This window comes from Halomonas sp. XH26 (assembly GCF_024138895.1).
GTDB classification, from domain to species: Bacteria; Pseudomonadota; Gammaproteobacteria; order Pseudomonadales; family Halomonadaceae; genus Vreelandella; species Vreelandella alkaliphila.
Genome location: NZ_CP071889.1, coordinates 2,013,928 through 2,039,719 on the forward strand (window position 1 = coordinate 2,013,928; position 25,792 = coordinate 2,039,719).

The window sequence follows — 25,792 nt, forward strand, 5'->3', positions numbered from 1 at the left end:
GAACCAATACAATGACAACGTTAATGTTTCCCAATCTGACAGCGAATACAACCAACAAGGATACGATACTGGTTCTTTGGCATCAGCCTTGGGTGGAAGCCACACATTCGGCCGCAAAGCTGCAACGCGTCTGGCTAGAAACTATTAACGAAGCACTTCGGTATGAGCTTGATTTCATTTCAACCGTGGCCCCCATCTACAGCAAGCTAACCTGCTGCATGCTCGGTTTTGAAGGACCTCAAACCCCAGCATCAATGGCAGCTTGCTACCACAGCATCGCAGGAGACATGACAGAGGCCACTTTTAACCGCATGCGCAAGGTATCGGAACTCAGCGAGGACTTACGCGAGCGAATTTGGTGCGAGCTCTGATTCTGTGGCTTTTGCGCAGGTGTCTGACCACTGATGGCGCTTATGTTCTAGGCTTCGCCAATTTACCTGCTGATGGCCTCAGCATGACATCTCACTTAGGGGTTATTAGGAGGCTAGAACTTTAAGACCAGAACTTTAAGATCTTACCTATGAGGCCAAAGCTACGTGGCTACAGATAAGACGCTTTCTGCTTACCACTCCAGAAAACGGTCACCGCCAAATAGCTAAGCTCACGTCACCGGCTTGGCCAGGTAATCATAGTGTTTCCGAAAGCTTTACAACCTCAACCGCATGCCTACGCGCTTGGCAATATAGCTCCAACCAAGACGGCTCCAATACATCCATATGCTTTAACATCACACACCGCTCAATCTTGCGTGCCAATTTAAGCTGCTTGCCAAGAATGCCTGTTTCATTCACAACTGCGTCAGCAATCGCTTTACTGACGTTAACTGACTCGATAAATGTCGATGGATCAATCTTAAGCAGTAAGTCGACGCCCGACATCAGCCCCACCAAATAGGCATCAGCTCCTCGGCTGCCTCGAACTTGATGCGCTTTTGTCAGTAACTCGCACAAATGAGCACGAGTAAGAATTAACTCAGCATGTTCTCGCGTACTGTCTTTCAACACACCGAAAATCAGCATCCAGCGACGAAGATAGTCTAACCCAAGACGAGAAATTACATCATGCACGCTTTCGACCGGCAAATGGCCACGATAGAGCGGGCTATTGGCAATTTTAAGTAGCTTAAAGGCGAGGTTGGGATCTGCAGACACCATCTCAGCAAGTTCACTAATACCTACATTTTGATTGGATAGCGCACTCAAAATTCGTGTGAACTGTAGCGAAGACGGGGGTAACACTTTGCCATAAATAATAGAAGGTTTAGCAAAATAATAACCTTGGAACAGCTCAAAACCCGCATCGTAGTAGATTTCATACTCTTCTTTGGTTTCAACGCGCTCGGCAAGCCATGCAACCGGATAATGAGAAAGGGCATCTTTTTTTCTTAAAACTTCCTGCGGATTAGCGCCTAAAGTATCAACTTTAATGTAGGAAGCATAATCTAAAAGAGAGTGCCAACTGGGCTTAAATTCAAAATCATCCAGCGCAAAGCGAAACCCTTGCTGATACCAATGACGCACACTTTCGACAAGCGCTTGCGTCGGCTCTATGCGCTCAACGAGTTCGATGACTACGTTTTCAGGCGGCACAGGCAAAAATGCTCGCGACATAAGAAAATCTGCCGACACATTAATAAACACCAGTGTTTGAAAATGACTAATCTGCTCTGTGATACCGGTGCCGAGGTTATAAAGCAGCTCAGTGGTCGCCTGTTTTTCACCAACATCAAAAACGCTACGATTATCGTCGCTTCGATATAGTAGCTCAGCAGCAACCATTTTTTGGTGACGGTCAAAAATAGGTTGGGTTGCCATAAGCGTCGCAAGCGACGTTTGTTCAGCCATAACATCTCCATTACATTCGACTAGCAATCCCTATACGCAAGTCTACTTAAATAGCGGTAATGTACCTTAATTAGTTTTATTTAGCATGCCATATTGATTAACTAATGAGCACTAGCTGAACAACCTCGATCATTTGAATAAAAAACCTTACAAAACCCCCACACCGCTCAGCAGAGGGTGCAGCACAGGTCATCTCAAAACGGGCAAACTCTAGACGACGGACTTACCAAGTCAACGCAGAGAGCAGATCATAGGCTAGCTTTCACCGATTAAGCTGATGGCGACTTATGCTAATGAGTACTAGTGTGGAAGGAAGATTTAAAACCAAAAAAACGGCCACCGCTGTAATAGCTAAGTGACCGTTTTATCTGTTTGGTCGGAGTGACAGGATTCGAACCTGCGACCTTTGCAACCCCATTGCAACGCGCTACCAAGCTGCGCCACACTCCGATATCTTGGATTGGCAACGAATGTTAACCAACATCGTTTGCCTCAAGACGGTGCGTATACTAGCGCTTTCTTAACCAAATGAAAAGCTCTTTTTGCGCTTTCTTTTCAATTGGTTGCCGCTTGCACTTAATCGATGCTCTTAAGTAGCGATGCCATGGCATCATATACCTTGGGCGTTGTGACGAGCAGTTGCTCTGGGTAGAGGTCAACTGGCACGCCGTCAGGTACCTCAGTTAAGTGGCCTACTTTCGCGCCTGCTTCACGAGCAATGACCCAACCCGCGACAAAGTCCCATGGTGAAACGCTTTCGTAATACGCGTCTAAGCGGCCGCAGGCGACATCACAGAGGTCAATCGCAGCTGCGCCATTGCGACGAACATCCTGACAGTTCACCAACACGGCTTCCAAACGTGGTAGAAGCTGTTTGCGAGCCTGTTTATCGTAGGGAAAACCGGTAGCCACCAGAGTGCTTTCAAGCGTATCAGCGTCACTCGGTTTGATTGGTTGCTGATTGCAGTACGCACCTAATCCTTGCGCGGCACTGAAGGTATCACCCAAGAAAGGTGCATGAACAACGCCTACTTTAGCGATGCCGTTCTCTATCCAGCCAATCGACACCGCCACATGGCGCAGGCCTTGGGCAAAGTTGACGGTTCCATCGATAGGATCTACCACCCACAGCTGCTCGGCGGGGGTATGCAGCGCACGCTCAGGGCTTAGTTCTTCACTCAGCCTCGCTTCACCAGGAAAATGCTCCTCCAGGCGCTGGCTAATTAGCGTATCAACTGCCACATCAACATCGGTAACCAGCTCAATGCCGGCTTTTAAACGTTGACTGAAGTCTTGCTGTTCGCGGGCGCGGCGAATCATATCGCCTGCCTCCTCCGCAATACGCACTGCCAGCGCCAGCCGCTCTTCTAGGGTGTAAGCCGTCATTAACGCTCCTTACTTGATGGTTTCACATTGCCTGAAATAAGCTCAGCTTAAGCGGTGACGCATGGCATTACCATGACGCCATGCGAAACAATCCTTAACGAAGTGCATCCACCAGCACATCGACAACGATACGGGTAGCCGCCTCAATGAGTACGACATCGGCCCCTACGCGCTCCCATTCGTAGCCGGGATACTGGGGAAGCTGAGATGCCAACGGACCATCAAAGCGTTTTGCAATTCCCGGAGGAAGGGGTTTACCGCGTTCTAAGTTGCGCTGAATACCCGGCGGCAATGGCTGGGCACGTGGCGCATCGTATTGCCGCAAGAGACGAAGCAGTTCACGTTCGTTGATACGAGGAAGATCTACAACGCGTTCGTCGCGATGGCGACGCTCATGTCGGCCTATATCCTGCCCGCCACGCTGGCGCTCGGAATGTGGGCTGCTGTCTCTAGCACCATGGGCGGGTGCGTGTGCTGGCTGTGCGACTGCCGCCACTTGCCACAACAGGGTGCAAACTAACAGGCAAGCGCTAAGAGGAATTGATTTCATTATCGGCTCCTTATGACCAGGAGCATTGAGTATAGAGAGCAAATGCGCAGGCAGTGTGAAGATTGAACAATATTAAAAATACGGGCAAAAACCTGCAGATACGAAAAAACCATTAGCTGGCACAACGACCAAAGCTAATGGTTAAGTTTTAAGGTGCTGTACACTATTCCTCGGAAGTCATAGAAATTATCCCACCTCCAGATACATACACAGTTTCCTGACGATCCTGAGTTGAAACTTCAATAATTTCTGATAGTTGGATATCTGCAGTGCCTGCAAATACATTGAATAGCTCCACAGCATCAGTGCTATGGGCACATGACTGAAAGCTGATTTCAGGCGCGCCCTTTCCGAGAGATGCTTCCGCGATTGAAAGTGTTCGATATGAATTGAGTTCCCCAATACATGCAGAAGCCTCTGAGCGGTCCAAGTAGCTTCCATACTTGGGCACGCCGATGGCAGCCAGGATGCCGATAATAGCAATGACTACCATCAGTTCAATGAGAGTAAAACCACTCTGTTTGTGAATTGTAGTTATTTTAAAAAATCTTTTATCCATAACACTTCTCCTTTGTGTTATTAAATTTCCTCTTCAATAACATGAAGACCGAAAGTGTGTTAAACAAATAAATGCCACAATATTTAACAACACCAACAGCTTCTCAATGCTATATTTAACCAACGATAGCAAGCTCAGCGTTACATTTCCGTTGACCATTAATAATAATTAATATTTAACACAAAAAATAAAATAAACATGATTGAATTTAACCATGAACGATTTACCCCCCAGGCCGACGGTGAGCAAGGCGGCCATGCATAGCGGCCTGCACGGTATCGCTAAACGGCTGATAGAACATGGCGTGCTGACCGAAGCCCAGGCGACTGTCGCGGAAAGCACAGCAACAGAGCTTGACGTGTCGCTGTTACAGCACGTGGTCGATAGTGGGCTGGTAGAATCAGGCGCTGCAGCGCTGGCCGCTGCCTGGGAGTATGGTTTACCGGTTGTTGATCTAGATGCCATTCGTATAAACGCGCTACCACCCGCCAGCGACTACCCCGTTAAAATATTAGAGCGTCTAGATGTTCTTCCCCTGGCACGCCACGGGCACCGCCTTACTGTCGCTGTACCCTACCCCGCTACGCTAACCCAACTGAATGAACTTCAATTTGCTACCGGGCTAAGTGTAGATGGAGTACTGGCTCCCGCTGATCAACTTAAAAACACTCTAACGCAGTATCTAGCGCAAAATGAGCGCAGCATGCTAGATGAACTGGAAAATGTAGATGATGCGGTCAGCGCGTTGAGTATTGTTCAGCTTGACGAAGATGAGGCGACATTAGACAAGGCAGTAACAGATAGCGAAGATGCCCCCGTCGTTAAATTCGTCAATAAAATACTGCTAGATGCTATCAGTCTCGGCGCTTCCGATATTCACTTTGAGCCCTATGAAACCCAGTACCGGGTGCGCTTTCGTATTGATGGCATGCTGCTTGAAATTGCTCGCCCACCTTTTGCGCTGCGGCACCGCATCGCGGCACGTGTAAAAATCATGTCTCGGTTGGATATCTCTGAGCGGCGCCTGCCTCAGGATGGTGCAATCAAGCTGCAGCTTTCACGCACACGCTCAATTGATTTTCGAGTGAACTCACTGCCCACTGTGTTTGGTGAAAAAATGGTACTGCGTTTGCTAGATCCTGCCTCTGCTCAACTCGCTATCGAGCAGCTAGGCTTTAGCCCTGAACAGCAGGCCGTTTATGAACACGCGCTTAAGAAGCCTCAAGGAATGATTCTGGTTACCGGGCCTACGGGGAGCGGTAAAACAGTGACGCTTTATACCGGCATCAACATTCTTAACCAAATTGAGCGCAATATCTGCACCGCCGAGGACCCGGTAGAAATTAAAGTGCCGGGGGTCAATCAGGTGAACGTTCTCCCTAAAATCGGTCTGAACTTCGCCAGCGCTCTGCGCGCCTTTTTACGCCAAGACCCTGATGTTGTCATGGTGGGCGAAATTCGCGACTTGGAAACCGCCGAAATTGCCGTAAAAGCAGCCCAAACAGGTCACTTAGTGCTATCTACCGTACACACTAACTCCGCCGCTGAAACGCTAACCCGATTAGCGAATATGGGCATCGCATCGTATAACATCGCAAGCTCAGTTAGCTTGATTATTGCCCAGCGCTTGGCACGCAAGCTATGCAACCTATGCAAAACACCTGCAAAGATTCCTGCCGAAGCGCTGCATCAGGCTGGCTTTAGCCAACAGGAGATTCGCAACGGCACGATTTATTCAGCGGTCGGCTGTAAACAGTGCACACAGGGCTATAAAGGTCGTATTGGTATCTATGAAGTGGTGCCTATTACTGATGCCATGCGCCAGCTGATTATGCGCGATGGCGATGCGCTGGATATCGACCAACAAGCGCGCCGCGAAGGTTACCCTAGCCTTTATCAGCGTTGCCTACATCGTGTGCTGGATGGCAGCACTAGTCTGGAAGAAGTTAACCGCATCAGTAAGGAGTAACGCGCCATGGCCAACGCTAAAGCATATCGCACAAAGCCAACGCCGCTACACCGCTGGAAGTGGGAAGGCAAAGGGCCACAAGACCGAGCTATGCGAGGCGAGCTGATTGGCCGCACCAAGCCCGAAATCATTGAACAACTGGCTAAGCAGCGTATTGTCGCCACAAAAGTCCAAAAACGCAGCAGCTTTAGTGGTCGCAGCAAGGTAACCAACGTCGACATCATGATTTTTGCACGGCAAATGGCCACCATGGTGCGAGCAGGTATCCCTATTCTTCAGGCATTACAAGCCGTTTCTGAAAGCCTAAAAAAACCCGCCATGGTAGCACTAACCCAGAAAATCATGGAAGACGTATCTTCGGGCGATAGCCTTTCCAACGCCATGGCAAAACACCCCAAACAGTTTGACCACCTGTTTGTTAGCCTAGTCGACGCAGGAGAGCAGGCTGGTGCGCTTGACCAGATGCTGGAGCGGGTAGCCAGTTATAAAGAGAAAGTTGAATCACTCAAAAATCGTGTCAAAAAAGCACTCTGGTACCCCACTACGGTGATGATCATTGGTATTGCCGTTACCATGCTGCTACTCATCAAAGTCGTGCCTGAATTTGAGAGCATGTTTCAAGGTTTTGGCGCAGAACTGCCAGCGCTCACTCAGTTTACGGTTAACTTATCGGACATGGCCCAAAAGTACTGGTTACAAGCAACGGGTACACTAATCGGCAGTATCATGCTGCTGAAAACTGCAGCGCGACGCTCACCACGCGTCGCTTATCGGTTAGACAGCCTGATGCTTCACCTGCCTATCCTTGGCGATATTTTACACAAATCGGCTGTCTCACGATTTACACGCACTTTAGCGACTACCTTTACTTCTGGCGTGCCACTAATTGAGGGGCTCGAAACTGCCGCAGGTGCCGCGGATAATCGCGTGTACATCAGAGCTATTAATGAAGTGCGCCAAGATGTAACTACCGGACAACAGCTGCATTTCGCCATGCGTATGACCAACCGCTTTCCAGCGCTGGCAGTTCAAATGGTGAGTATTGGTGAGGAAGCCGGCTCACTGGATGCGATGCTTAACCGAGTAGCCGATTACTACGAAGAAGAAGTGGATAATAAAGTAGACGCCCTGACCTCGTTAATGGAACCGATTATTATCGTTGTCCTTGGCGCGCTAGTGGGCGGCGTTGTAGTCTCCATGTATTTGCCTATTTTTGAAATTGGCACCGCACTATAAATAAACCGTTCATACGCACTTCCTCAACAAACACTTCCCCAACAATTGGAATACCATGGGTTTATCACCAAGCTTTTACCTCTTTTTTGCTTTACTAATCGGCCTCTGCTTTGGCAGTTTTCTTAACGTTGTCATCACCCGTTTACCCGTTATGCTGATGCGCCGCTGGCGCAATGAAGCACGTGCCTCCCTTGAGCTGGCCGAAGAAACATCCCCCCGCTTTAACCTTGCTACTCCAAGGTCAATGTGTCCACGCTGCGAACACCCAATTGCTTGGCACAATAACCTACCCTTAATAGGCTGGCTAAAAAGAAGGGGGAAATGCGCTCATTGCCAAACCTCCATCAGTGTACAGTATCCATTCGTAGAGCTGATGGGCGGAATACTTGCAATCGTGGTTGTGGCCTTGCATGGCCCGACGCTAAGCGCAATGTTTATCTATGGTGCTTGTATAACGCTACTGGCTTTGGCAGTGATCGACTTTCGTACCTATTTACTCCCTGATATGTTGACCCTACCGTTGTTATGGGCTGGCTTAGCTTACCAATTGCTCTTTCAACCCCTGCTGCTCCCTGGCGCTGTTATCGGCGCAATGGCGGGCTATGTTGTGTTATGGAGCTTTTACTGGCTATTTAAGCTCATAACAGGCAAAGAAGGCATGGGATTTGGGGATTTCAAGTTACTCGCTGCCCTTGGCGCTTGGGTGGGTTGGAGCATGTTGCCGCTACTGATTATTTTATCTGCGGGTATTGGCGCAATCATAGGATTAGCCGCTCAAGCTATTTCTCCCCAGTTACGTGGCCAACCTCTCCCCTTTGGTCCCTTTCTTGCGCTGGCGGGCTGGATTTGCCTACTTGTAGGCAACGAGTTAATGACACTCTATACGTCGTTGCTGTATTAAGCCTAATGTCGGTTTTAATTCAATTTTTTTTAGGAGCATGCATGATCATTGGACTGACAGGTGGTATAGGTTCGGGAAAGTCTACTGTTGCCCGTGCGTTTGGAGAACTGGGGATTGGCTGGGTAGATGCCGATGATGTCGCTAGAGAAGTCGTTGCCGTTGGCGAACCCGCACTAGCTGCTATTGCCGAACACTTTGGCACAGACGTATTGAACTCCGACGGAACACTGAATAGATCAGCACTGCGTACCATCATTTTTGAAGATCCTGCACAACGGCTGTGGTTAGAGTCTGTCACTCATCCCAAGATACGCGAACGCCTTCTTTTGCATCTGGACCGTCTGCAGGCGCAGTCGCCTTATGTATTATTAGTGTCTCCTCTGCTTTTTGAGTCTGGTCAAGATAAGCTGGTCAATCGTACGTTAGTCATCGATGTGCCCGAATCGCTGCAATTATCACGCACACTTGCCCGTGATGGGGTGAGTGAATCCCAGGTGCGTGCTATCCTCGCCGCCCAACTTCCACGCGAAGAACGCCTTGCTAAAGGCAATGATGTCATCGACAACAGTGGTGACCATGCGAATATGATGCGCCAGGTCATCCAACTGGATCTTCGTTATCGCGCCGAGTGCACTTAACGACGTACTTGAGACGCACTTTTGAAACAGGAGTTTGTCATGCCCACACCGGCAAATGATTCACCGCTAGAGGTTGCTTGCCCCCAATGTGGCAAGAAAGTTATCTGGGGGCCAGAAAGTACTTATCGCCCTTTTTGTAGCAAACGTTGCCAACTGCTTGATTTGGGCGCTTGGGCGGAAGAGTCGCATCGCATTGCAGGTGAATCCGCCATGGATGAGGCAGACTTAGATACCCTGCTTGCTCAAGCAGATAGAGACACACCTCTTTCTTAAAGGCTCGCCCAACATGACTGACGCCACGCTGCCTCTATATCATCTACTGCATGAGCTTGATGCCCACTTTGATCAACTGGTAGCTACCATTGAGCGGGCTGCAGCGCTATACGAATTTAACCCACCACCTACTTGGCGGTTTCATCATGACGTTAGCGAGCCTATTTGGTTGCGGGATGCACTACTGGACATGTGGCATCAGCAGGGACAGGATGGCCGCGAAACGCGTAACTACATCGCAGTCATCGCCGCTAACGATGATTTATTAGCAGCGTGTCATCAAATTAACCACGCAAAGGCAAATATCAGCGACTTACTCGCGCGCATTAAGCAGTCTCATCCAAACGCGTTGAGCGACGCTAAGTCTCGTTTACCAAACCGTCATCCCCATATCGACGACATACTGCGTAAAAGCGGATTTGCAAGACTCCATCTAAAACAGTGCTGGCGACAACTCCCCATTGCCCCTGCGCCGGTGTCTAGAGTTAGGCTAGCGTGGTATAGCAGCGGTCGCTCAATCAAACGCGTTAGTGTTCAAGAGGCTGAGCAAAAATTATTACAGCTAGACAGTGATGCACCACATATCCGCATACAACTACGCAAGCTCGCCAGCATTCCAAGTGGAGAAATATTGGCGCAGGTGCAAACCCAAGCCCCTTTAATGCGCGCAAATCTGTTTTTTGTCGAACCGCTTGCGGATGGACACACGCGACGAGCACTTAATATTGCAATGCCGCTAATTGTGCCTGCAAATGAAGGACGATTACCACATCTCAAAGCCCCAGCAGAAACGCCTCCAACGACTCGCACAAGAGCTAAGCGGCGCGACGAAAAACTCGAAGATGACGTATATTTACCTAGCTTACGCATCTATCGGTATCGCTAGCGAGCTACCTCACCTCATAACGTCGCATTATCTACCTGCTACAGGCACGTCATCAAGCTTCCACTGCTTAGACTCCAGCAGCGCGTGTACGACCTCGCTTACATCTCGCTCCGATAAATCATATTCGCCAATCAGAGCTTTTAAGCGTTGATCAAACAGACGCTCTTGCTCATTTGAGTGTGCCGCTTCATCTGCTGCTTGGTCGTCAGCCTCCAACGCCGCAATTGAACGTACTGGCGGTCCCGTTGGAATATTGAAATCGCTGTTAGGATCTTCTAACTGGCGCAGCGCCTGCGCGAAGGCATCATCCAGCTCACGAAACTTGCGTAGCTTTTCACGCTCATCTAGCTGTTTTTGAACTTTTTGATATTTCATCGATGTTTCATTTACACCTTACTTGAAATGAATGACAAGTCTGCTGAAACAGACCTTTTCCGGCAAAACTGTGCCCAAACGCGTAAAGCCTCTGAGCAAACTTGCCTTTGCTCTATCTTCCCAGCATAAAGGCATCACAGCTTAGTATTAAATAAGCTGCTCACGATATAAAACAGGATGCTCAGCAAAAACGCCCAGTTAAGCAACCTAAGGTGGCGCATATAGCGGCAAATTCATCTAGTAGGCAAGCAGCAATGTTAATCGCCTATTAGATCACTAGCAACGCAAGCACCGGGATGGTGCATTACAGGTGAGATGAGTAGCGCGACCTGTACGACTTAAGCATAGGAGGCCAGATAATGTTCAATGCAATGATGCGAGCTGAGATCTGGCTGCAAGACACTCTCGATAAACCGCTTGGAATCGAAGACCTTGCTAACCACTTAGGATACTCAGCATCACAAATACGCCGGCAGTTCCGCCACTGCTTCAACATTTCACCTAGTGCTTACCGTGAAAAAAGGCGTCTTGAGCGAGCCGCTGTCTTGCTTTCACTCACCTCACAAAATATAGCGCAAATCGCTATTCGTTGTGGATATACTAATCACTCTTCTTTCTCACGCGCATTTCAGCGCCGCTATCGGCTGTCACCCCGCGAATATCGCCAAGTGGTAAGCAGCCTGTATCTTCTGAACAGACCTGACAAAAAATTCACAATCAGCATTGAAAAAAACCGTCCCGCACATGTGGTTTTAATGCGCTTGTACCAAGCACCAGACCACATTCATGGGCTAGGCAACACAAAGTATCACGCTAACCATTTAGAGCACCTACAAGCCCAACTAGAGACATCTACCCCAACCATGGTATTGCCAGACCTTTTAACAGAGAAAGTGACGGCCGCTGTAGAAGAACCTGCACCGAACCACACTAGAACTGATATCGGGCTCTATCTAGAAAATAGAGATACTGCCGAATATCTAGCACTGCCAGTCAACTACCGTCGGGTAGACATTCCTTCACGCTACTATGCAAAAATATACTTCGATAACATTTCACAATTATCTTATGTAATGTCTGAAACGCTAGTAGCATTAATGGATGAAAAAAATCGTTTAAATATCAGCGGTGATGCACCGCAAGTATTATGGCATCCAGATCATATTGAGCTACGAATACCTTTATCTGCCTAGCCAGCCTGAATAGTTTTTATCCGCTTTCATTAAACCAAAACCGGCACTTCTTGTTAGAAATGCCGGTTTAAAACGACTCAGTCTTCCATACGCTCTAGCCAGGATTCGACAGCCTCATCACCATGCTCATCTTTCCAGCTACGCAGGCCTTTATGATTACCGCCGCGGGTTTCAATCACTTCACCAGTATGCGGGTTCTTATAAATCTTCAGACGACGCTTACGACGCGTAGAGGATGCCGCAGCACCTTTGGATCCACGCTGATCCGCGTTAGGGTCCAGCAATGCAATAACATCAGAAGGGCGCTTACCAAACTCGTTCATTAACGCTTCAAGTTTAGCTTTAAATTCAAGCTCGCTTTTCAAGCGCTGATCACCTTCCAAGCGCTGTAAGTCTTCTTGTAGTTGTTTTAGCTGCTGTTCCTTTTGAATATACTCATTTAATAACGACATGGGGATTCCTTTTAGCATAGGTTTGACTGCGTGAGTTAATCAATCTACCAACTCAATACGCAAGAGTTCAGGATGCGCGCACATTATTGCTTTAAATGCGCCAGCTGACAATAGTCTAGTTGACTTTAGCTTAAATACTAATCAATTTTTATTGCTTAGTTGGAACTATAAAAACTAGCTTTATACGCAAGTCAAACATAGGCTTGTGATCTATTTCACATCATACAAATTCATAAAAAACGCCGCCCATTAGGGCGGCGTTTTTCTGGGCTATCAACTACTTAATTAGTCTTGGCCCATCTGCTGTTTGATTAGATCACCGATAGTGGTCGGACCACCTGCTTCCGGCTCTTGATCACGCAGCTTCTTCAGATTTTGACGAGTATCATCTTGCTCTTTCGCTTTAACCGACAGATTGATCTGACGACTCTTACGATCAACGCTTACGATACGCGCTTCAATGCTATCGCCTTCATTCAGCACGTTACGGGCATCTTCAATGCGATCAGCACTGATTTCAGACGCCTTGAGGATAGCAATAACATCAGTCGCTAGCTCAACGTGTGCTTCTTTGGCATCAACTTCTACGATACGGCCTGTAACGATGCTGCCTTTGTCGTTAACCGACAGATATTCAGCTACTGGATCGGAATCCATTTGCTTAATACCTAAGGAGATACGCTCACGCTCAGGATCGATTGAAAGAATAACGGCTTCAGCTTCGTCACCTTTCTTGAAGTTACGGACAGCTTCTTCGCCAGTTTCTGTCCAAGAGATATCAGACAGGTGAACCAGACCATCAATACCGCCTTCAAGGCCGATGAAGATACCAAAGTCAGTGATTGACTTGATGGTACCTGAAACACGGTCGCCCTTGTTGTATTCAGCGTTGAAAGTTTCCCAAGGATTAGCAGTACACTGCTTGATGCCCAGAGAAATACGACGACGCTCTTCATCGATATCAAGAACCATAACGTCAACATCATCGCCCACTTGGACAACTTTAGACGGATGGATGTTCTTGTTAGTCCAGTCCATTTCTGAAACGTGAACCAGACCTTCGACGCCCTCTTCCAGCTCAGCAAAGCAGCCGTAGTCAGTCAGGTTAGTGACGACTGCGTGCACTTTGGTGCCTTCCGGGTAACGGTCTTTGATGTTGACCCAAGGATCTTCACCCAGCTGCTTAAGACCTAGAGATACGCGGTTACGCTCACGGTCAAACTTCAACACTTTGACGTTGATCTCGTCGCCAACAGCAACGATTTCAGACGGATGCTTAATGCGCTTCCACGCCATATCAGTGATGTGCAGCAGACCATCAACGCCGCCTAAATCGACGAAGGCACCGTAATCAGTCAGGTTCTTAACGATACCTTTGATTTGCTGACCTTCCTGCAGGGTTGCCAGCAGTGCTTCACGTTCAGCACTGTTTTCGGCTTCCAATACAGCACGACGCGAAACAACGACGTTGTTGCGCTTCGGGTCAAGCTTGATGACTTTGAAGTCTAGCTCTTTGTTTTCCAGGTGCGCAGTGTCACGAACCGGACGAACGTCAACCAGAGAGCCCGGCAAGAAGGCACGGATAGAGTCGACGTCGACTGTGAAGCCGCCTTTGACCTTACCGTTGATCACGCCCTTGACGACTTCGTCTTTCTCGAAGGCTGCTTCCAGAATCTTCCAAGCTTCTGCGCGCTTGGCTTTTTCACGGGACAGACGCGTTTCACCAAAGCCATCTTCTACGGCTTCAAGTGCAACGTGCACGTCGTCACCGATAGCGATGGTCAGTTCACCGTTCTCATCGCGGAATTGTGACGCAGGGATCTGACCTTCAGATTTCAGACCAGCGTTAACGGTAACCCAGTCACCGTCAATGTCGACAACCTGAGCCGCGACAATTGCGCCTGGCTCCATGTTGATGTCGTTAAGAGACTGTTCAAACAGTTCAGCAAAGCTTTCGCTCATGGTTTTCCTACGTGATCAACGTTGTTGAGGCATAAATGCCTTCTCCGTACCACCAGCAAGTACGGGCCTAATGTCATTCTGCTTCTGGAGGTGTTAGCGCTGGTTAGACCTGACCGGGCTCTCTGATATGGAGTAATCGCCCTGCCACGTCGTGACACCTTTCCAAAAACGCCGCAAGGGAGAATCAGGTGCCGTTTACCATGCCACGCTGGGCCAGCAATTCGGTCAACTGATCAACCACTTCCGGTATGCTCAGGCATGTGGTATCAAGCGTTATGGCATCATCTGCCGGCTTGAGAGGAGCCACACTGCGCTGCGTATCGCGTGCATCGCGTGCCTGAATCTCCTTTAAAAGACTCGATAGACTAGCATCCACCCCGGCTTCCTGCAACTGTAGATGCCTACGCCGAGCCCGCTCCTGCGCACTTGCAGTCAGAAAAATTTTTAATGGCGCATCAGGGAACACGACGGTTCCCATATCACGGCCGTCGGCCACCAAGCCTGGCGATTGTTGAAAATCTCGCTGACGCTGAAGCAATGCTTCACGAACTTGCGGTAGAGCCGCCACACGGGATGCGCGCTCACCAGCCTGCTCTGTACGTATCGCTCGAGAAACGTCTTCACCTTCCAAAAGCGTGCGAGGCTGCCCATCAAGCACTGGGAAGGCAACATCCAGCTGTGTGGCAACCAACGCCAACGACACCTCGTCATCCAAGGCCACGTCATGCTTTAAAGCTGCCTGAGCAGTAAGCCGATAAAGCGCCCCACTATCTAATAGGTGCCACCCCAGACGTTCAGCGACCAGCCCACTGATAGTGCCTTTACCTGCACCACCCGGCCCGTCAATCGTTAGCACAGGGGCTTTAATCGGCATTAGCTCCCTCCACATTTACCTGCATTCCGATACGCTGCGCCAAAGCCACAAAATCAGGGAAAGAGGTAGCCACATTCGCGCAGTCATCAATAATAATCTCATCGCTTGCACGCAAAGAGGCTATTGCAAACGCCATGGCAATACGGTGATCACCTAAACTATCAATTCGACCGCCACCGTAGCTCGCCACAGCATCGTCAGCATTGCCAACAATATCAATACCATCTTCAACAACCGTGTGCTCAACGCCTAGTATCGCCAGCCCATCGGCCATTGCCTGAATTCGATCAGACTCTTTGACCCGCAGTTCTTCAGCACCGCGCAAGCGCGTTTTGCCTTGCGCGTTAGCAGCAGCGATAAACAGTGCGGGAAACTCATCAATGGCAAGCGGTACTTGATCAACCGGGATATCAATCCCTTTTAAAGGCGCATAGCGAATACGGATATCCGCCACCGGCTCACCGCCTACCTCGTGCTCATTTTCAAGCGCTAGGTCAGCCCCCATCAGGCTGAGGATGTTAATCACACCAACGCGCGTAGGGTTGATACCTACGTGCTCAAGGGTAATGTCAGCCCCTGGCGTAATAGCCGCAGCGACGAGAAAGAACGTGGCAGAAGAAATATCAGAAGGGACATCTATCGGGCCTGCCGTCAGCTTACCGCCACCTTGAAGCCAGCAAGTATCGCCCTCGCGCGAGACCTCGTAGCCAAAACCATTAAGCATACGCTCGGTGTGATCGCGAGTAGGCGCTGGCTCACGCACGCGAGTTTCACCTTCGGCGTACATACCGGCTAACAGCAAGCAGGATTTCACCTGCGCACTGGCCATCGGCATGTCGTAGTAAAGACCCTTCAATGCGGCGCCACCTTTAATTTTAAGTGGCGGACGCCCACCTTCAGCGGTGTCGATAGTCGCCCCCATCAAGCGCAGAGGGTCCGCAACGCGCCCCATTGGCCGTTTGGTTAACGACTCATCACCGGTTAGCTCACTATCAAACGCTTGGCCTGCCAATAATCCCGCAAACAGGCGCATGGCAGTACCTGAATTACCCACGTACAGCGGGCCTGCCGGGGCTTTCAAGCCATGCATCCCTACGCCATGGATAGTAACTCTCCCCTGATATGGCCCCTCAATGGCAACACCCATTTCACGGAAGGACTGCAAAGTCGCGAGGCTATCCTCACCCTCTAAAAATCCTTTAACTTCGGTAACACCCTCCGCCAGAGCACCCAGCATAATGGAGCGATGGGACATTGATTTATCGCCCGGCACGCGCAGACGGCCTTGCGCCTGGCCGCCCGGCTGCACCCGATAAGTCACTTTACCGTGTGGTTGCATATGATATTCCGCCTGATAGCTGGTTTTATTCAATAACGTATCGAAATAATGGCGTGCATGACTGGCACGATCAAACGTTGCAATAAGGGCATCGCTATCGCCACCTTCTACCGCCTTCCGCAACCGAGCGAGCCCCGCCTCAAAATCATCTAACGACGACAAGACGGCGTCCCGGTTGGCAATAAAGATATCTCGCCACATAACAGGGTCGCTGCCCGCGATTCGGGTAAAATCACGAAACCCACCGGCTGCATAGCGAAAAATTTCTAACCGCTCGTCTTGACGTGCCAGCGTATCGACCAACGAAAATGCCAGCAAATGCGGCAAATGACTGGTACGCGCCAACACTTGGTCGTGCCGCTCTACACTCATTTGCAGTACATCTGCGCCAGTGGCACACCACAACGCCTCAACCCGCGCAAGCGCTCCTGCGTCGACATTCGGCTCAGGCGTTAGTATCACTTTGTGATTGATATAGAGGGCGGGATCTGCTGCAGCAACACCACTTTTTTCAGAGCCTGCAATAGGATGACCTAGCACCACTGAAGGGGGCACCTCCCCAAAGGCACGCACAGCACAGTCACGGATCGTCGCTTTCGTGCTGCCCACATCGGTAATCACCACATTTTTAGACGCACGGTGAAGCGAACCTGCCAGGGTGGCCATCACACTCTCCATGGCCAATACCGGTACGGCCAAAATCACCATAGAGACGTCATCAAGCAGTTCTGCTAGCTGCGAACCACCATGGTCTATCAACCCTAAATCAATCCCCAAGGCGATTTCTGACGCATTGGAGTCACACGCGGAAATATGTCCTTTGAAACCTGATTGCCGTAGCGCGGCGGCCAGCGACCCCCCGATCAAGCCAAGGCCAACAATCAATAAATGTGACTCTTGGCAAGATGACCTAACGTCAGCGCGACTATCCAAAACTTGCAAAGTACACTCCGTCACAGCACGCCTAGAGGATAGGAGCCAAGCACACGCAGCTCAGAAGCACGTAGTCTTACTTCTTCGAGCACTGCCGCGACCTGCGGCTCATCCCGATGCCCTTTGAAATCGATAAAGAACACGTAATTCCAAACACCAGTCCGCGAAGGCCGTGTTTCGATCCGCGTTAAATCAATGCGGTGACGATGGAACGGTTCCAGCAGATCATGCAGTGCACCGGGCTGGTTACGCATAGCGACAACAATTGAGGTTTTATCCTCGCCAGATATCGGCACATCTTGATTACCAATAATTAGAAAGCGCGTGGAGTTATCAGGGCGATCTTCAATCTTTTCGGCAATGCGCTCTAGACCATACAGTTTGGCCGCCATATCTCCGGCAATTGCTGCACTGTGCCACTCTGTTTTGACCAGCTTGGCAGCTTCTGCGTTAGAGGAAACAGGCACCCGCTCAGCATGGGGATAGTGAGCATCAAGCCATTTACGGCACTGGCCAAACGATTGCGGGTGGGAATAGATGCGTGAGACCTTATCCCGACGCGTGGTTTCACTAATTAGCAGGTGGTGGTGAATGCGTAGTACTACTTCACCGCAGATCTTGATCGACGAGTCCATAAAGGTGTCAAGCGTATGATTGACAACCCCTTCGGTGGAGTTCTCTACCGGCACCACCCCATAATGAACAGCACCTGCCTCTACTTCACGAAAGACTTCATCAATCGCTGCCATCGGCATACTGACAGCACTCTCACCAAAGTGCTTAAGCGCCGCCTGCTGGGTAAATGTACCCTCTGGGCCTAGGTAGGCAACTTTGACAGGCTGCTCCAGCGCAAGACACGCCGACATAATTTCGCGAAACAGCCTCGCCATCTCTTCTGAGTCTAGCGGGCCTTGATTCAACGACATAATGCGACGCAGCACCTGCGCCTCCCGCTCAGGACGATAAAATACGGCGTCTTTATCTTGAGCAAGCTTAACGTGTGCCACCTGCTGGGCGCAGTTGGCGCGCTCACTAATCAAACGCAGAATATCGCCATCCAACTGGTCGATACGTTGACGTAAGTCGTCTAAATTAATCGGCGTATCGGACATGATGGTTAGCCTCTTCGTTGTTCAAAGTCCGCCATAAAGGCGATTAGCGCATCAACGGCCTCTTCAGGCACCGCGTTATATAAACTCGCACGCATGCCGCCAACACTACGATGGCCCTTTAGGTTAAGAAGCCCCGCCTCGTCAGCTTCTTGCAGGAATACGCTATCTAAACTGCTATCGGCTAGCACAAACGGAACATTCATGCGGGAACGGTTACGGCTGGCAATCGGATTAGTATAAAAATCACTGGCATCAATAGCAGCGTAAAGCTTCTGTGCTTTGCGCTGGTTAATGTCATCCATCACCTCTAAGCCACCGATGTCATCTTTTAACCACTGGAAAACAAGGCCAGCCAAGTACCATGCAAACGTTGGCGGCGTATTGACCATAGAGCCTGCGTCTGCAAGCATTTGATAGTCAAACAGCGACGGAATGGAGCTAGGCGCTTTGCCGAGCAAGTCATCACGAATAGCAACCAGAGTTAAGCCAGCCGGGCCAATGTTTTTCTGAGCTCCCGCGTAAATCACTCCAAACTGCGTTACATCGATAGGGCCAGATAGAATGTTCGAGGACATATCGCATACCAGAGGCACATCAGCACCATCTGCGCGCTGCACCCTTGGCGTATAGTCGAACTCTAAACCACCGATGGTTTCATTTGAGGTGTAATGCAAGTAAGCAGCATCGCTGCTAATCGCCAGTGCATTTTCATCCGGCACCGCCGTATGACCATTATCTTCACTACTCGCTGCCACATGACAGTTAAACCCTAACCGCCGGGCTTCACTAATCGCCTTTTTGCCCCAAATGCCTGTTTGGATAAAATTGGCGCTTCCCCCTTGTCCAAGCAAGTTCATCGGCAGCATCGCAAACTGCATGCTGGCTCCGCCTTGCAAGAAAAGCACTTTGTAATTACTGGGAATATCCAGCAAATAACGCAGGTCTGCTTCTGCTCGATCCGCAATAGCGACAAACTCATCACTGCGATGACTCATCTCCATAACAGACAAGCCACGCCCTTGAAAGTCCAGCAGTTCGTTGCGCGCACGTTCAAGCACGGCAACAGGCAGGGCCGCTGGCCCTGCACAAAAGTTATAATGACGTGTCATCGGTTCCCTGTTCCTGTTCGCCATCGTCAGCGCTATCTGGCTTGCCTGGATCAACAGCATCGCTATCGACGACATCGGTATCAATCGCACCGGTGTCTAGAACGTCTGTTTCTGAACTATCTGACTCAAGCTCATCTACTTCGGCAGGCTCATCCACACGGACAGTTTTAACTAGTTTTTCTTCTTTACCCAGGCGAATCAGCATAACCCCCTGAGTATTTCGCGAGGTCGTGGACACTTCTTCAACCCGAGTGCGCACCAAGGTGCCGCGATCAGTGATCAGCATCATTTCATCGCTGTCATAGACTTGCATTGCGGCTACCAGAGCGCCATTACGTTCGCTGGTTTGCATGGCAATAACACCCTGCCCACCACGACCACGCAGCGGAAATTCTTCTAGGCGCGTACGCTTACCGTAGCCATTCTCACTGGCCGTGAGAATATAGATTTGACCTTCCGCTTGAGCATTCTCGGCCGTGACAACCTGGCTATCAGCATCTACATCGGCGTCATCTTCAGCGTCAATTTGCTGGCTCTTAGGAATGATCAAGCTAATAACTTCAGCATCCCCCGCCAGACGCATACCGCGCACACCACGGGCGGTACGCCCCATGGCGCGCACATTGCCTTCTTCGAAGCGGATAGCCTTACCGTTAGAGGAAAGCAGCATGGCGTGATCAGAGCCAGACGTAATAGCAGCCCCCACCAAACGGTCGCCCTCTTCCAAATCAATAGCAATCAAGCCGACACTACGTGGGCGAGAGAATTGCTCAAGACTGGTGCGTTTAACGGTACCTTTCGCCGTGGCAAAGAAAATGTAGTGCTCAGGATCGTAATCACGCACTGGCAAAATGGCGTTGACGGCTTCGCCTTCTTCAAGCGGTAGCATATTGACCAGTGGCTTGCCCCGAGAGCCACGACTGGCGTTGGGCATCTCATACACTTTCAGCCAATACACCTTACCCCTGTTAGAGAACAGCAGCACAGTGTCATGGGTAGATGCGACCAGCAGGTGTTCAATAACGTCTTCATCTTTCATCGCAGTGGCTGATTTACCTCGTCCACCACGGCGCTGAGCCTGGTAATCAGACAACGGCTGAGTCTTGGCGTAGCCTGAGCGGGAAACAGTGACCACCATATCTTCTTCAGCGATGAGATCTTCAATCGACAAATCAAGGTGGCTCGCCTGAATTTCCGTACGGCGGTCATCGCCATACTGCTCACGTACAGCATGCAGCTCTTCTCGGATCACTTCCATCAGACGATCTGGAGAAGCCAGGATGGTCGTAAATTCCGCGATTTTCTCAAGAATCGACAGGTATTCGTCTAACAGCTTCTCGGTTTCAAGACCCGTTAGGCGATGCAGACGAAGCTCTAGAATTGCTTGAGCCTGCGCGGGCGACAGTCGATATTCCGTCGCCGCCGTATTTAGACCAAACCCTTCATCTAGCTCTTCAGGCTTGCATGAGGTTGCGCCAGCGCGTTCCAGCATCGCGGTAACCTGTCCAGGCTTCCACGTTTTAGCCAACAATTTTTCACGCGCTTCAGAGGCATTGGGAGATGCCTTAATCAGCTCGATCACTTCATCAATGTTGGAGATGGCAACTGCCAAACCTTCCAACAAATGACCACGCTCACGGGCTTTTTTCAATTCATACAAGGTACGGCGAGTAACAACTTCACGGCGGTGGCGAATAAACGCCTCAAGCATCTCTTTTATGTTCAGAGTGCGCGGCTGACCATTTTCCAGCGCCACCATGTTAATCCCAAACACATTTTGCAATTGTGTTTGCGCAAACAAGTTGTTGACGACGACATCACCCGATTCGCCGCGTTTGATCTCGATCACTACGCGCAGGCCGTCTTTATCCGACTCATCGCGGAGTTCAGCAATACCCTCGATTTTCTTCTCTTTTACCAGCTCAGCGATTTTCTCGATCAATCGCGCTTTATTCACCTGGTAAGGCAGTTCAGTGATAATAATGTGATCTCGACCACTCTTATCATCATGCTCAATCGTGTGGCAGGCACGCACATAGATACGCCCGCGCCCGGTGCGGTAGGCGTCTAAAATACCCGCGCGACCGTTGATAATGCCCCCGGTAGGGAAATCCGGCCCTGGAATGTACTGCATGAGGTCATCAACGGTGAGCGTGTAATCATCAATTAACGCCAGACAACCATCAATTATTTCCCGCATGTTATGGGGCGGAATATTGGTCGCCATGCCCACCGCAATCCCTGATGACCCATTGATTAACAGGTTAGGAACTTTGGTTGGCAGCACGGCTGGAATGCGCTCGGTGCCGTCGTAGTTATCGACCCAATCAACGGTATCTTTTTCCAGGTCAGCTAGCAGCTCGTGGGCAAGGCGTGCCATACGCACTTCGGTGTAACGCATGGCGGCCGCGTTATCACCGTCAATAGAACCAAAGTTACCCTGACCATCCACCAGTACGTGACGCATGGAAAAGTGCTGGGCCATACGAACGATAGTGTCATAGACCGCACTGTCACCGTGCGGATGGTATTTACCGATGACATCACCGACGACACGCGCCGACTTCTTGTACGGTTTATTCCAATCGTTGCTCAGCTCGTGCATGGCAAAAAGCACGCGCCGGTGAACAGGCTTGAGGCCGTCACGCACATCGGGAAGAGCGCGACCAATAATGACACTCATCGCGTAGTCGAGGTACGACTGTTTAAGCTCGTCTTCAATATTGACGGGCAAGATTTCTCTGGCGATGTCACCCATGAAAGTCAGATCCTTTGCACTGCATTGGCACTGCGAGAGTTGAAAGCGCTTAAAAAAGCCGCCCTTGATACCACACCAAGGCGGCGCGCAGAGTCAGCACCATCATACCACTGCATAAGCACCATGGGCAGTCAGTGGCAACGGCATTACGCTTTACGCTAAAAAGGCGCCTTTATCGACCACAAGCCCCTCAAACACCTCTCGCACGTCTCCTTCAATAGGAGCAGCCTTATTTGCCTTCGTATCTAGCAGCACAAAGGTCAAATCTGCCTGAGCAACCAGTACGCCGTCTTGACGCACAATTCGATGATGGCAAATCGCGCTACGATCACCCACATCTACTATGCCGGTCATAACCTGCAAATCATCGTTCTGAACAGCGGCTGCTCGATAATCAATATTCAGATTAACCACGACAAACGCTCGGCCTGCCTTATGAAGTTGATTTATCAGGCTCGGATGGTCATCAAAAAAAGCCCAGCGCCCCTCTTCCATAAATTCAAGATAGCGCGCGTTGTTGACGTGACCGTAGCCGTCTAAATGGTAACCACGTACTCGCAGTGCAACACTGGATATTGCTGTAGACATAACACCCCCATTTTTAAAAATCTGTTAACCATTCACAAAACCTCTCAAATCAAACACAAGTTTTAAACCAGTGCAACAACAAGGCAATCCCCTAAGGCGCTGGTAGGAAAGGCTTGGTTTCGCCATAATGTGCCACCTTTTTAATAGGATTGGTGACATGTGGTTTAAGCACCTACATTTATACCGCCTTCACGGCGCCCCTGAGCTTGATAGCGATACACTAGCGAATGCACTCGACGAGCATGCAGCCAAGCCGCTAGGCAGTGCGGATGCGCGTCGTTTAGGGTGGACAGCCCCGGCAGGACGACTAGGTGGTGGTCAGCGGCTGCATGAAATCCAAGGCCACCGACTACTTTCAGCCCTGCGCCAAGAGCGCTTGCTTCCTGCGTCTGTAGTAAAAGAGGAAGTGGACGATAAAGTCGCTGATATCGAAGCCAGCGAAGGGCGCAAGGTAACGCGCAAAGAAAAAACGGCGCTGAAAGAGCAAGTCACTGAGGAACTAATGCCCCGCGCATTTGTTCGCAGTCAGAAAATCGATTTATGGTGGGATACGCGCCGTCAATTAATTGGCGTCAATGCCAGCTCTCGTACACGGGCAGAAGACGTGCTGGATCTACTACGTGAAACGTTGGGCAGCTTGAAAGTCACGCCGCTCACATCACAAACACTGCCTATCCGTGCGATGACGCAATGGCTGGGCGAAGCGGAAAGCCGCCCTGCCGACCTTGTGTTAGGGGATCAGGTTGAGTTAAAAGCCAAAGGCGATGATGGCGTGCTGCGTGCTCGCCAAGTTGATCTAGACAGCGACGAGATCCAGCAATTGCTTGAAAGCGGACGTCAAGCCAGCAAGCTCGCAGTTAGCCTGGAAGGTCGTTTAAGCTTTGTTCTGCATGATGATTTAGCGCTGAAATCATTGCGTTTTGGCGATGCATTAATAGAGGAAGCTGATCACGCAGATGATGGCGATGATGCACTTGCTCGCTTAGAAACTGATTTTATTTTGATGGCGCAGGCACTTTCTGACGATATTCCTCGCCTAATCGAGTGGCTGGGTGGTGAAGCTCAGCGCGAAGCTGCTACGCAGCCAGACGCTTAATTCAGCCGTTAGCCTGCTGATATAAACTGTTTATTTCTGCCTATATCCAACGGATCGCATGACTCATCACAACAACGCACTTAACGCCGACACCGCCAACGACCCCTGGGCTGACATTCGCCCCTATATGGATCATGAAGTGGCCAATGTTCTTGAGCGCCTATCACATGATAGCGAGCTTTTAAATGCATTGACTCAGTTCAGGCTCCCGCGCATGGCCAAGTGGGCGCCCCCCATCGCCCGCGCTTTAGCAGGCCATGCCGTCCGTCGTGAAGTAAAGGGCGTTACATCCGTATATGACTTCCAGATGCGTATCGCCAGCTATATGGAGCGCATGATTCGCACCACCACGGATGCCTTCGAAGTCTCCGGGCTTGATAAGCTCGATAACAACAGCGCTTACCTGTTTATAGGCAACCATCGCGATATATCGCTAGACCCCGCCTTTGTGAACTATGCGCTTTATCTGGCTGGTCGCGATACAGTACGTATTGCGATCGGAGACAACCTCCTGAAAAAGCCTTACGTCACCGATCTGATGCGGTTAAACAAAAGTTTTATTGTACCGCGCAGCGCCCGAGGCAAGCGTGCGATGCTGGCGGCATATCAGCAGTTATCAGCCTATATTCGTCACTCAATTACTGTTGATCAGCACTCTATTTGGATGGCGCAGCGAGAGGGTCGTGCTAAAAATGGCATTGATCGCACCGATCCCGCCATCATCAAAATGCTGACCATGGCCAGACGCAACGCTGACCGGGATATGGTATTCGGTGACGCCATTGCCGAGTTAAAACTGGTGCCGGTATCAATTAGCTACGAATACGACCCTTGCGACCATCAGAAAGCTCAGGAACTCCACGATATCGCTACCGAAGGAAGCTACGCGAAAAGCGAATTCGAAGATATTCGCTCTATTGTGTCAGGAATCACCGGCTCTAAAGGTCGGGTGCAACTGCGCTTTGGTAGTCCGGTAGGCGCTGATATGGCAACGCCGGATGAAGTGGCAGCAGAGATTGATCGCCAAGTGATCGGTGGCTATCGCCTGTTTCCTAGCCATTATTTAGCACTGGAAGCCCTAGGCGAATCACCAGAACTGATCGCCCGCAAAACGATAACGCGTCAAGACAGAGAGCGCTTTAACGCTCGGCTGGCTAGCATACCTGAAGCGTTGCGGCCTTATTGGTTGGAACAATACGCCAACCCTGTCAAACACAAGGCTGGGCGCCTGAGCCTTTAAAGCGCAAGGGTACTGGAAACATACGTACTGGAACAGTGTGCTAGTAAAAGCCAATAGACTGCATCCAATGCTTCCAGGAACCCATGCTCAGCTGTAAAAAAAGTGCTATGGTCAAAGCATTCATTGGTCTCGCTTGAACATCCCTCAAGCGCGGTCTTAAGGAGAACTCCAATGTCCGCATCAGAAATTCAAAAAACACGTATTATTAATGAACTACGCGATTTTATTCGCAAGCTGCTCCAAGATCCAAAAATCTTAGAACAATCCCTAGCGATTGCAAGACAGCAGCTAGTCGAAGGCAACAGCCCTGCCGTAATGGCCAAAATTGCCAACGAAATCTCCGACACTACGAGCGTCCATATTCCCGAAGACCCCACTGAGCACTCTGAAGCTGACAAGCTTTTTTTAGAGCTTCTGCGTGAAGTCGTTCAGGAAGAGCAGGCACTTTACTAGCGGAGAAATAGCTGTAAGCAGCATGTTGACGTTACCGGCGAAGCGCACTCCTACTTCGCCGTCTTT

Annotated in this window: 24 protein-coding genes and 1 tRNA gene; 11 read left to right on the top strand and 14 right to left on the bottom strand. The window is 50.1% G+C overall.

Annotated features, from left to right (window positions below):
* Positions 1-11 precede the first annotated feature (11 nt).
* Positions 12-371 (top strand): hypothetical protein, encoded by a 360-nt coding sequence (locus J4377_RS09395; RefSeq protein WP_253488038.1) that lies wholly within the window; start codon positions 12-14, stop codon positions 369-371.
* Positions 372-626: 255 nt separating this feature from the next.
* On the opposite strand, the gene J4377_RS09400 is transcribed toward J4377_RS09395, so the two are convergent.
* The 5 genes from J4377_RS09400 to J4377_RS18835 all read right to left on the bottom strand — a co-directional run bounded on the left by J4377_RS09400 (position 627) and on the right by J4377_RS18835 (position 4,339).
* Positions 627-1,844, bottom strand: a complete 1,218-nt coding sequence (locus J4377_RS09400) for an EAL and HDOD domain-containing protein (RefSeq protein ID WP_009724493.1) — start codon at positions 1,842-1,844, stop codon at positions 627-629.
* A 373-nt stretch (positions 1,845-2,217) separates the two neighbouring features.
* Positions 2,218-2,294 (bottom strand) — tRNA-Pro (locus J4377_RS09405).
* Between the two features lie 126 nt (positions 2,295-2,420).
* Positions 2,421-3,230: an inositol monophosphatase family protein gene (locus J4377_RS09410; RefSeq protein WP_253488039.1), complete on the bottom strand. Its 810-nt coding sequence runs from the start codon at positions 3,228-3,230 to the stop codon at positions 2,421-2,423.
* A 94-nt stretch (positions 3,231-3,324) separates the two neighbouring features.
* Positions 3,325-3,780 (bottom strand): anti-virulence regulator CigR family protein, encoded by a 456-nt coding sequence (locus J4377_RS09415; RefSeq protein ID WP_253488041.1) that lies wholly within the window; start codon positions 3,778-3,780, stop codon positions 3,325-3,327.
* A gap of 163 nt (positions 3,781-3,943) precedes the next feature.
* On the bottom strand, positions 3,944-4,339 hold the full coding sequence (locus tag J4377_RS18835; RefSeq protein WP_301271693.1) for a prepilin-type N-terminal cleavage/methylation domain-containing protein: 396 nt from the start codon (positions 4,337-4,339) through the stop codon (positions 3,944-3,946).
* A gap of 214 nt (positions 4,340-4,553) precedes the next feature.
* Between J4377_RS18835 and pilB the strand changes: the two genes are divergently transcribed.
* From pilB to J4377_RS09450, 6 genes are read left to right on the top strand one after another with little or no spacing between them, the layout of a single operon-like run.
* On the top strand, positions 4,554-6,308 hold the full coding sequence (pilB, locus tag J4377_RS09425; RefSeq protein ID WP_253488050.1) for a type IV-A pilus assembly ATPase PilB: 1,755 nt from the start codon (positions 4,554-4,556) through the stop codon (positions 6,306-6,308).
* Positions 6,309-6,314: 6 nt separating this feature from the next.
* Complete coding sequence (locus tag J4377_RS09430) at positions 6,315-7,544, top strand: type II secretion system F family protein (RefSeq protein ID WP_253488052.1); 1,230 nt, start codon at positions 6,315-6,317, stop codon at positions 7,542-7,544.
* Positions 7,545-7,599: 55 nt separating this feature from the next.
* Positions 7,600-8,445, top strand: coding sequence for an A24 family peptidase (locus J4377_RS09435; protein WP_038484644.1), 846 nt, complete (start codon positions 7,600-7,602; stop codon positions 8,443-8,445).
* A 41-nt stretch (positions 8,446-8,486) separates the two neighbouring features.
* Positions 8,487-9,083: a dephospho-CoA kinase gene (gene coaE, locus J4377_RS09440; protein WP_253488054.1), complete on the top strand. Its 597-nt coding sequence runs from the start codon at positions 8,487-8,489 to the stop codon at positions 9,081-9,083.
* Between the two features lie 39 nt (positions 9,084-9,122).
* The gene (gene yacG, locus J4377_RS09445; RefSeq protein WP_038484650.1) at positions 9,123-9,356 is read left to right on the top strand and encodes a DNA gyrase inhibitor YacG; all 234 of its coding nucleotides are present in this window, start codon (positions 9,123-9,125) and stop codon (positions 9,354-9,356) included.
* A 13-nt stretch (positions 9,357-9,369) separates the two neighbouring features.
* Positions 9,370-10,242, top strand: a complete 873-nt coding sequence (locus J4377_RS09450) for a DNA replication terminus site-binding protein (protein ID WP_038484653.1) — start codon at positions 9,370-9,372, stop codon at positions 10,240-10,242.
* A gap of 27 nt (positions 10,243-10,269) precedes the next feature.
* On the opposite strand, the gene J4377_RS09455 is transcribed toward J4377_RS09450, so the two are convergent.
* Complete coding sequence (locus J4377_RS09455; protein ID WP_253488056.1) at positions 10,270-10,617, bottom strand: hypothetical protein; 348 nt, start codon at positions 10,615-10,617, stop codon at positions 10,270-10,272.
* A gap of 359 nt (positions 10,618-10,976) precedes the next feature.
* On the opposite strand from J4377_RS09455, the gene J4377_RS09460 reads away from it, so the two are divergent.
* Positions 10,977-11,810: a helix-turn-helix transcriptional regulator gene (locus J4377_RS09460; RefSeq protein ID WP_038484659.1), complete on the top strand. Its 834-nt coding sequence runs from the start codon at positions 10,977-10,979 to the stop codon at positions 11,808-11,810.
* A 77-nt stretch (positions 11,811-11,887) separates the two neighbouring features.
* Here J4377_RS09460 and J4377_RS09465 read toward each other — a convergent pair whose 3' ends face one another.
* From J4377_RS09465 to J4377_RS09500, 8 genes are all read right to left on the bottom strand, one after another.
* Entirely contained in the window at positions 11,888-12,262 is a 375-nt protein-coding gene (locus J4377_RS09465) for a histone-like nucleoid-structuring protein, MvaT/MvaU family (RefSeq protein ID WP_009724762.1), read from the bottom strand.
* Positions 12,263-12,547: 285 nt separating this feature from the next.
* Entirely contained in the window at positions 12,548-14,224 is a 1,677-nt protein-coding gene (gene rpsA, locus J4377_RS09470; protein WP_009724761.1) for a 30S ribosomal protein S1, read from the bottom strand.
* A gap of 184 nt (positions 14,225-14,408) precedes the next feature.
* Positions 14,409-15,098 carry a (d)CMP kinase gene (cmk, locus tag J4377_RS09475; RefSeq protein WP_253488064.1) on the bottom strand — a complete coding sequence of 230 codons (690 nt, stop codon included), beginning with the start codon at positions 15,096-15,098 and terminating at the stop codon, positions 14,409-14,411.
* Positions 15,088-17,379, bottom strand: coding sequence for a bifunctional prephenate dehydrogenase/3-phosphoshikimate 1-carboxyvinyltransferase (locus J4377_RS09480; protein ID WP_253488066.1), 2,292 nt, complete (start codon positions 17,377-17,379; stop codon positions 15,088-15,090). Before J4377_RS09480 ends, cmk begins: the two co-directional genes overlap by 11 nt.
* Before the next feature lie 11 nt (positions 17,380-17,390).
* Positions 17,391-18,482, bottom strand: coding sequence for a prephenate dehydratase (gene pheA, locus J4377_RS09485; RefSeq protein WP_038484667.1), 1,092 nt, complete (start codon positions 18,480-18,482; stop codon positions 17,391-17,393).
* 5 nt (positions 18,483-18,487) lie between these two features.
* Positions 18,488-19,591, bottom strand: coding sequence for a 3-phosphoserine/phosphohydroxythreonine transaminase (serC, locus tag J4377_RS09490; protein ID WP_095602997.1), 1,104 nt, complete (start codon positions 19,589-19,591; stop codon positions 18,488-18,490).
* Positions 19,575-22,349: a DNA gyrase subunit A gene (gene gyrA, locus J4377_RS09495; RefSeq protein WP_038484673.1), complete on the bottom strand. Its 2,775-nt coding sequence runs from the start codon at positions 22,347-22,349 to the stop codon at positions 19,575-19,577. The genes serC and gyrA overlap by 17 nt, the downstream gene beginning before the upstream one ends.
* Before the next feature lie 153 nt (positions 22,350-22,502).
* The gene (locus tag J4377_RS09500; RefSeq protein WP_038484676.1) at positions 22,503-22,937 is read right to left on the bottom strand and encodes a thioesterase family protein; all 435 of its coding nucleotides are present in this window, start codon (positions 22,935-22,937) and stop codon (positions 22,503-22,505) included.
* 157 nt (positions 22,938-23,094) lie between these two features.
* Between J4377_RS09500 and J4377_RS09505 the strand changes: the two genes are divergently transcribed.
* The 3 genes from J4377_RS09505 to J4377_RS09515 all read left to right on the top strand — a co-directional run bounded on the left by J4377_RS09505 (position 23,095) and on the right by J4377_RS09515 (position 25,726).
* Complete coding sequence (locus J4377_RS09505; protein WP_120386907.1) at positions 23,095-24,033, top strand: recombination-associated protein RdgC; 939 nt, start codon at positions 23,095-23,097, stop codon at positions 24,031-24,033.
* A 58-nt stretch (positions 24,034-24,091) separates the two neighbouring features.
* Entirely contained in the window at positions 24,092-25,273 is a 1,182-nt protein-coding gene (locus J4377_RS09510; RefSeq protein ID WP_038484681.1) for a 1-acyl-sn-glycerol-3-phosphate acyltransferase, read from the top strand.
* 171 nt (positions 25,274-25,444) lie between these two features.
* On the top strand, positions 25,445-25,726 hold the full coding sequence (locus J4377_RS09515) for a hypothetical protein (RefSeq protein ID WP_038484684.1): 282 nt from the start codon (positions 25,445-25,447) through the stop codon (positions 25,724-25,726).
* Positions 25,727-25,792 lie beyond the last annotated feature (66 nt).

Excerpts from the sequence above, each read along its gene's own strand:
- J4377_RS09395 (WP_253488038.1), top strand. The coding sequence starts at position 12 with ATGACAACGTTAATGTTTCCCAATCTGACAGCGAATACAACCAACAAG.
- J4377_RS09400 (WP_009724493.1), bottom strand. The coding sequence starts at position 1,844 with ATGGCTGAACAAACGTCGCTTGCGACGCTTATGGCAACCCAACCTATT.
- J4377_RS09410 (WP_253488039.1), bottom strand. The coding sequence starts at position 3,230 with ATGACGGCTTACACCCTAGAAGAGCGGCTGGCGCTGGCAGTGCGTATT.
- J4377_RS09415 (WP_253488041.1), bottom strand. The coding sequence starts at position 3,780 with ATGAAATCAATTCCTCTTAGCGCTTGCCTGTTAGTTTGCACCCTGTTG.
- J4377_RS18835 (WP_301271693.1), bottom strand. The coding sequence starts at position 4,339 with ATGGATAAAAGATTTTTTAAAATAACTACAATTCACAAACAGAGTGGT.
- pilB (WP_253488050.1), top strand. The coding sequence starts at position 4,554 with ATGAACGATTTACCCCCCAGGCCGACGGTGAGCAAGGCGGCCATGCAT.
- J4377_RS09430 (WP_253488052.1), top strand. The coding sequence starts at position 6,315 with ATGGCCAACGCTAAAGCATATCGCACAAAGCCAACGCCGCTACACCGC.
- J4377_RS09435 (WP_038484644.1), top strand. The coding sequence starts at position 7,600 with ATGGGTTTATCACCAAGCTTTTACCTCTTTTTTGCTTTACTAATCGGC.
- coaE (WP_253488054.1), top strand. The coding sequence starts at position 8,487 with ATGATCATTGGACTGACAGGTGGTATAGGTTCGGGAAAGTCTACTGTT.
- yacG (WP_038484650.1), top strand. The coding sequence starts at position 9,123 with ATGCCCACACCGGCAAATGATTCACCGCTAGAGGTTGCTTGCCCCCAA.
- J4377_RS09450 (WP_038484653.1), top strand. The coding sequence starts at position 9,370 with ATGACTGACGCCACGCTGCCTCTATATCATCTACTGCATGAGCTTGAT.
- J4377_RS09455 (WP_253488056.1), bottom strand. The coding sequence starts at position 10,617 with ATGAAATATCAAAAAGTTCAAAAACAGCTAGATGAGCGTGAAAAGCTA.
- J4377_RS09460 (WP_038484659.1), top strand. The coding sequence starts at position 10,977 with ATGTTCAATGCAATGATGCGAGCTGAGATCTGGCTGCAAGACACTCTC.
- J4377_RS09465 (WP_009724762.1), bottom strand. The coding sequence starts at position 12,262 with ATGTCGTTATTAAATGAGTATATTCAAAAGGAACAGCAGCTAAAACAA.
- rpsA (WP_009724761.1), bottom strand. The coding sequence starts at position 14,224 with ATGAGCGAAAGCTTTGCTGAACTGTTTGAACAGTCTCTTAACGACATC.
- cmk (WP_253488064.1), bottom strand. The coding sequence starts at position 15,098 with ATGCCGATTAAAGCCCCTGTGCTAACGATTGACGGGCCGGGTGGTGCA.
- pheA (WP_038484667.1), bottom strand. The coding sequence starts at position 18,482 with ATGTCCGATACGCCGATTAATTTAGACGACTTACGTCAACGTATCGAC.
- serC (WP_095602997.1), bottom strand. The coding sequence starts at position 19,591 with ATGACACGTCATTATAACTTTTGTGCAGGGCCAGCGGCCCTGCCTGTT.
- gyrA (WP_038484673.1), bottom strand. The coding sequence starts at position 22,349 with ATGGGTGACATCGCCAGAGAAATCTTGCCCGTCAATATTGAAGACGAG.
- J4377_RS09500 (WP_038484676.1), bottom strand. The coding sequence starts at position 22,937 with ATGTCTACAGCAATATCCAGTGTTGCACTGCGAGTACGTGGTTACCAT.
- J4377_RS09505 (WP_120386907.1), top strand. The coding sequence starts at position 23,095 with ATGTGGTTTAAGCACCTACATTTATACCGCCTTCACGGCGCCCCTGAG.
- J4377_RS09510 (WP_038484681.1), top strand. The coding sequence starts at position 24,092 with ATGACTCATCACAACAACGCACTTAACGCCGACACCGCCAACGACCCC.
- J4377_RS09515 (WP_038484684.1), top strand. The coding sequence starts at position 25,445 with ATGTCCGCATCAGAAATTCAAAAAACACGTATTATTAATGAACTACGC.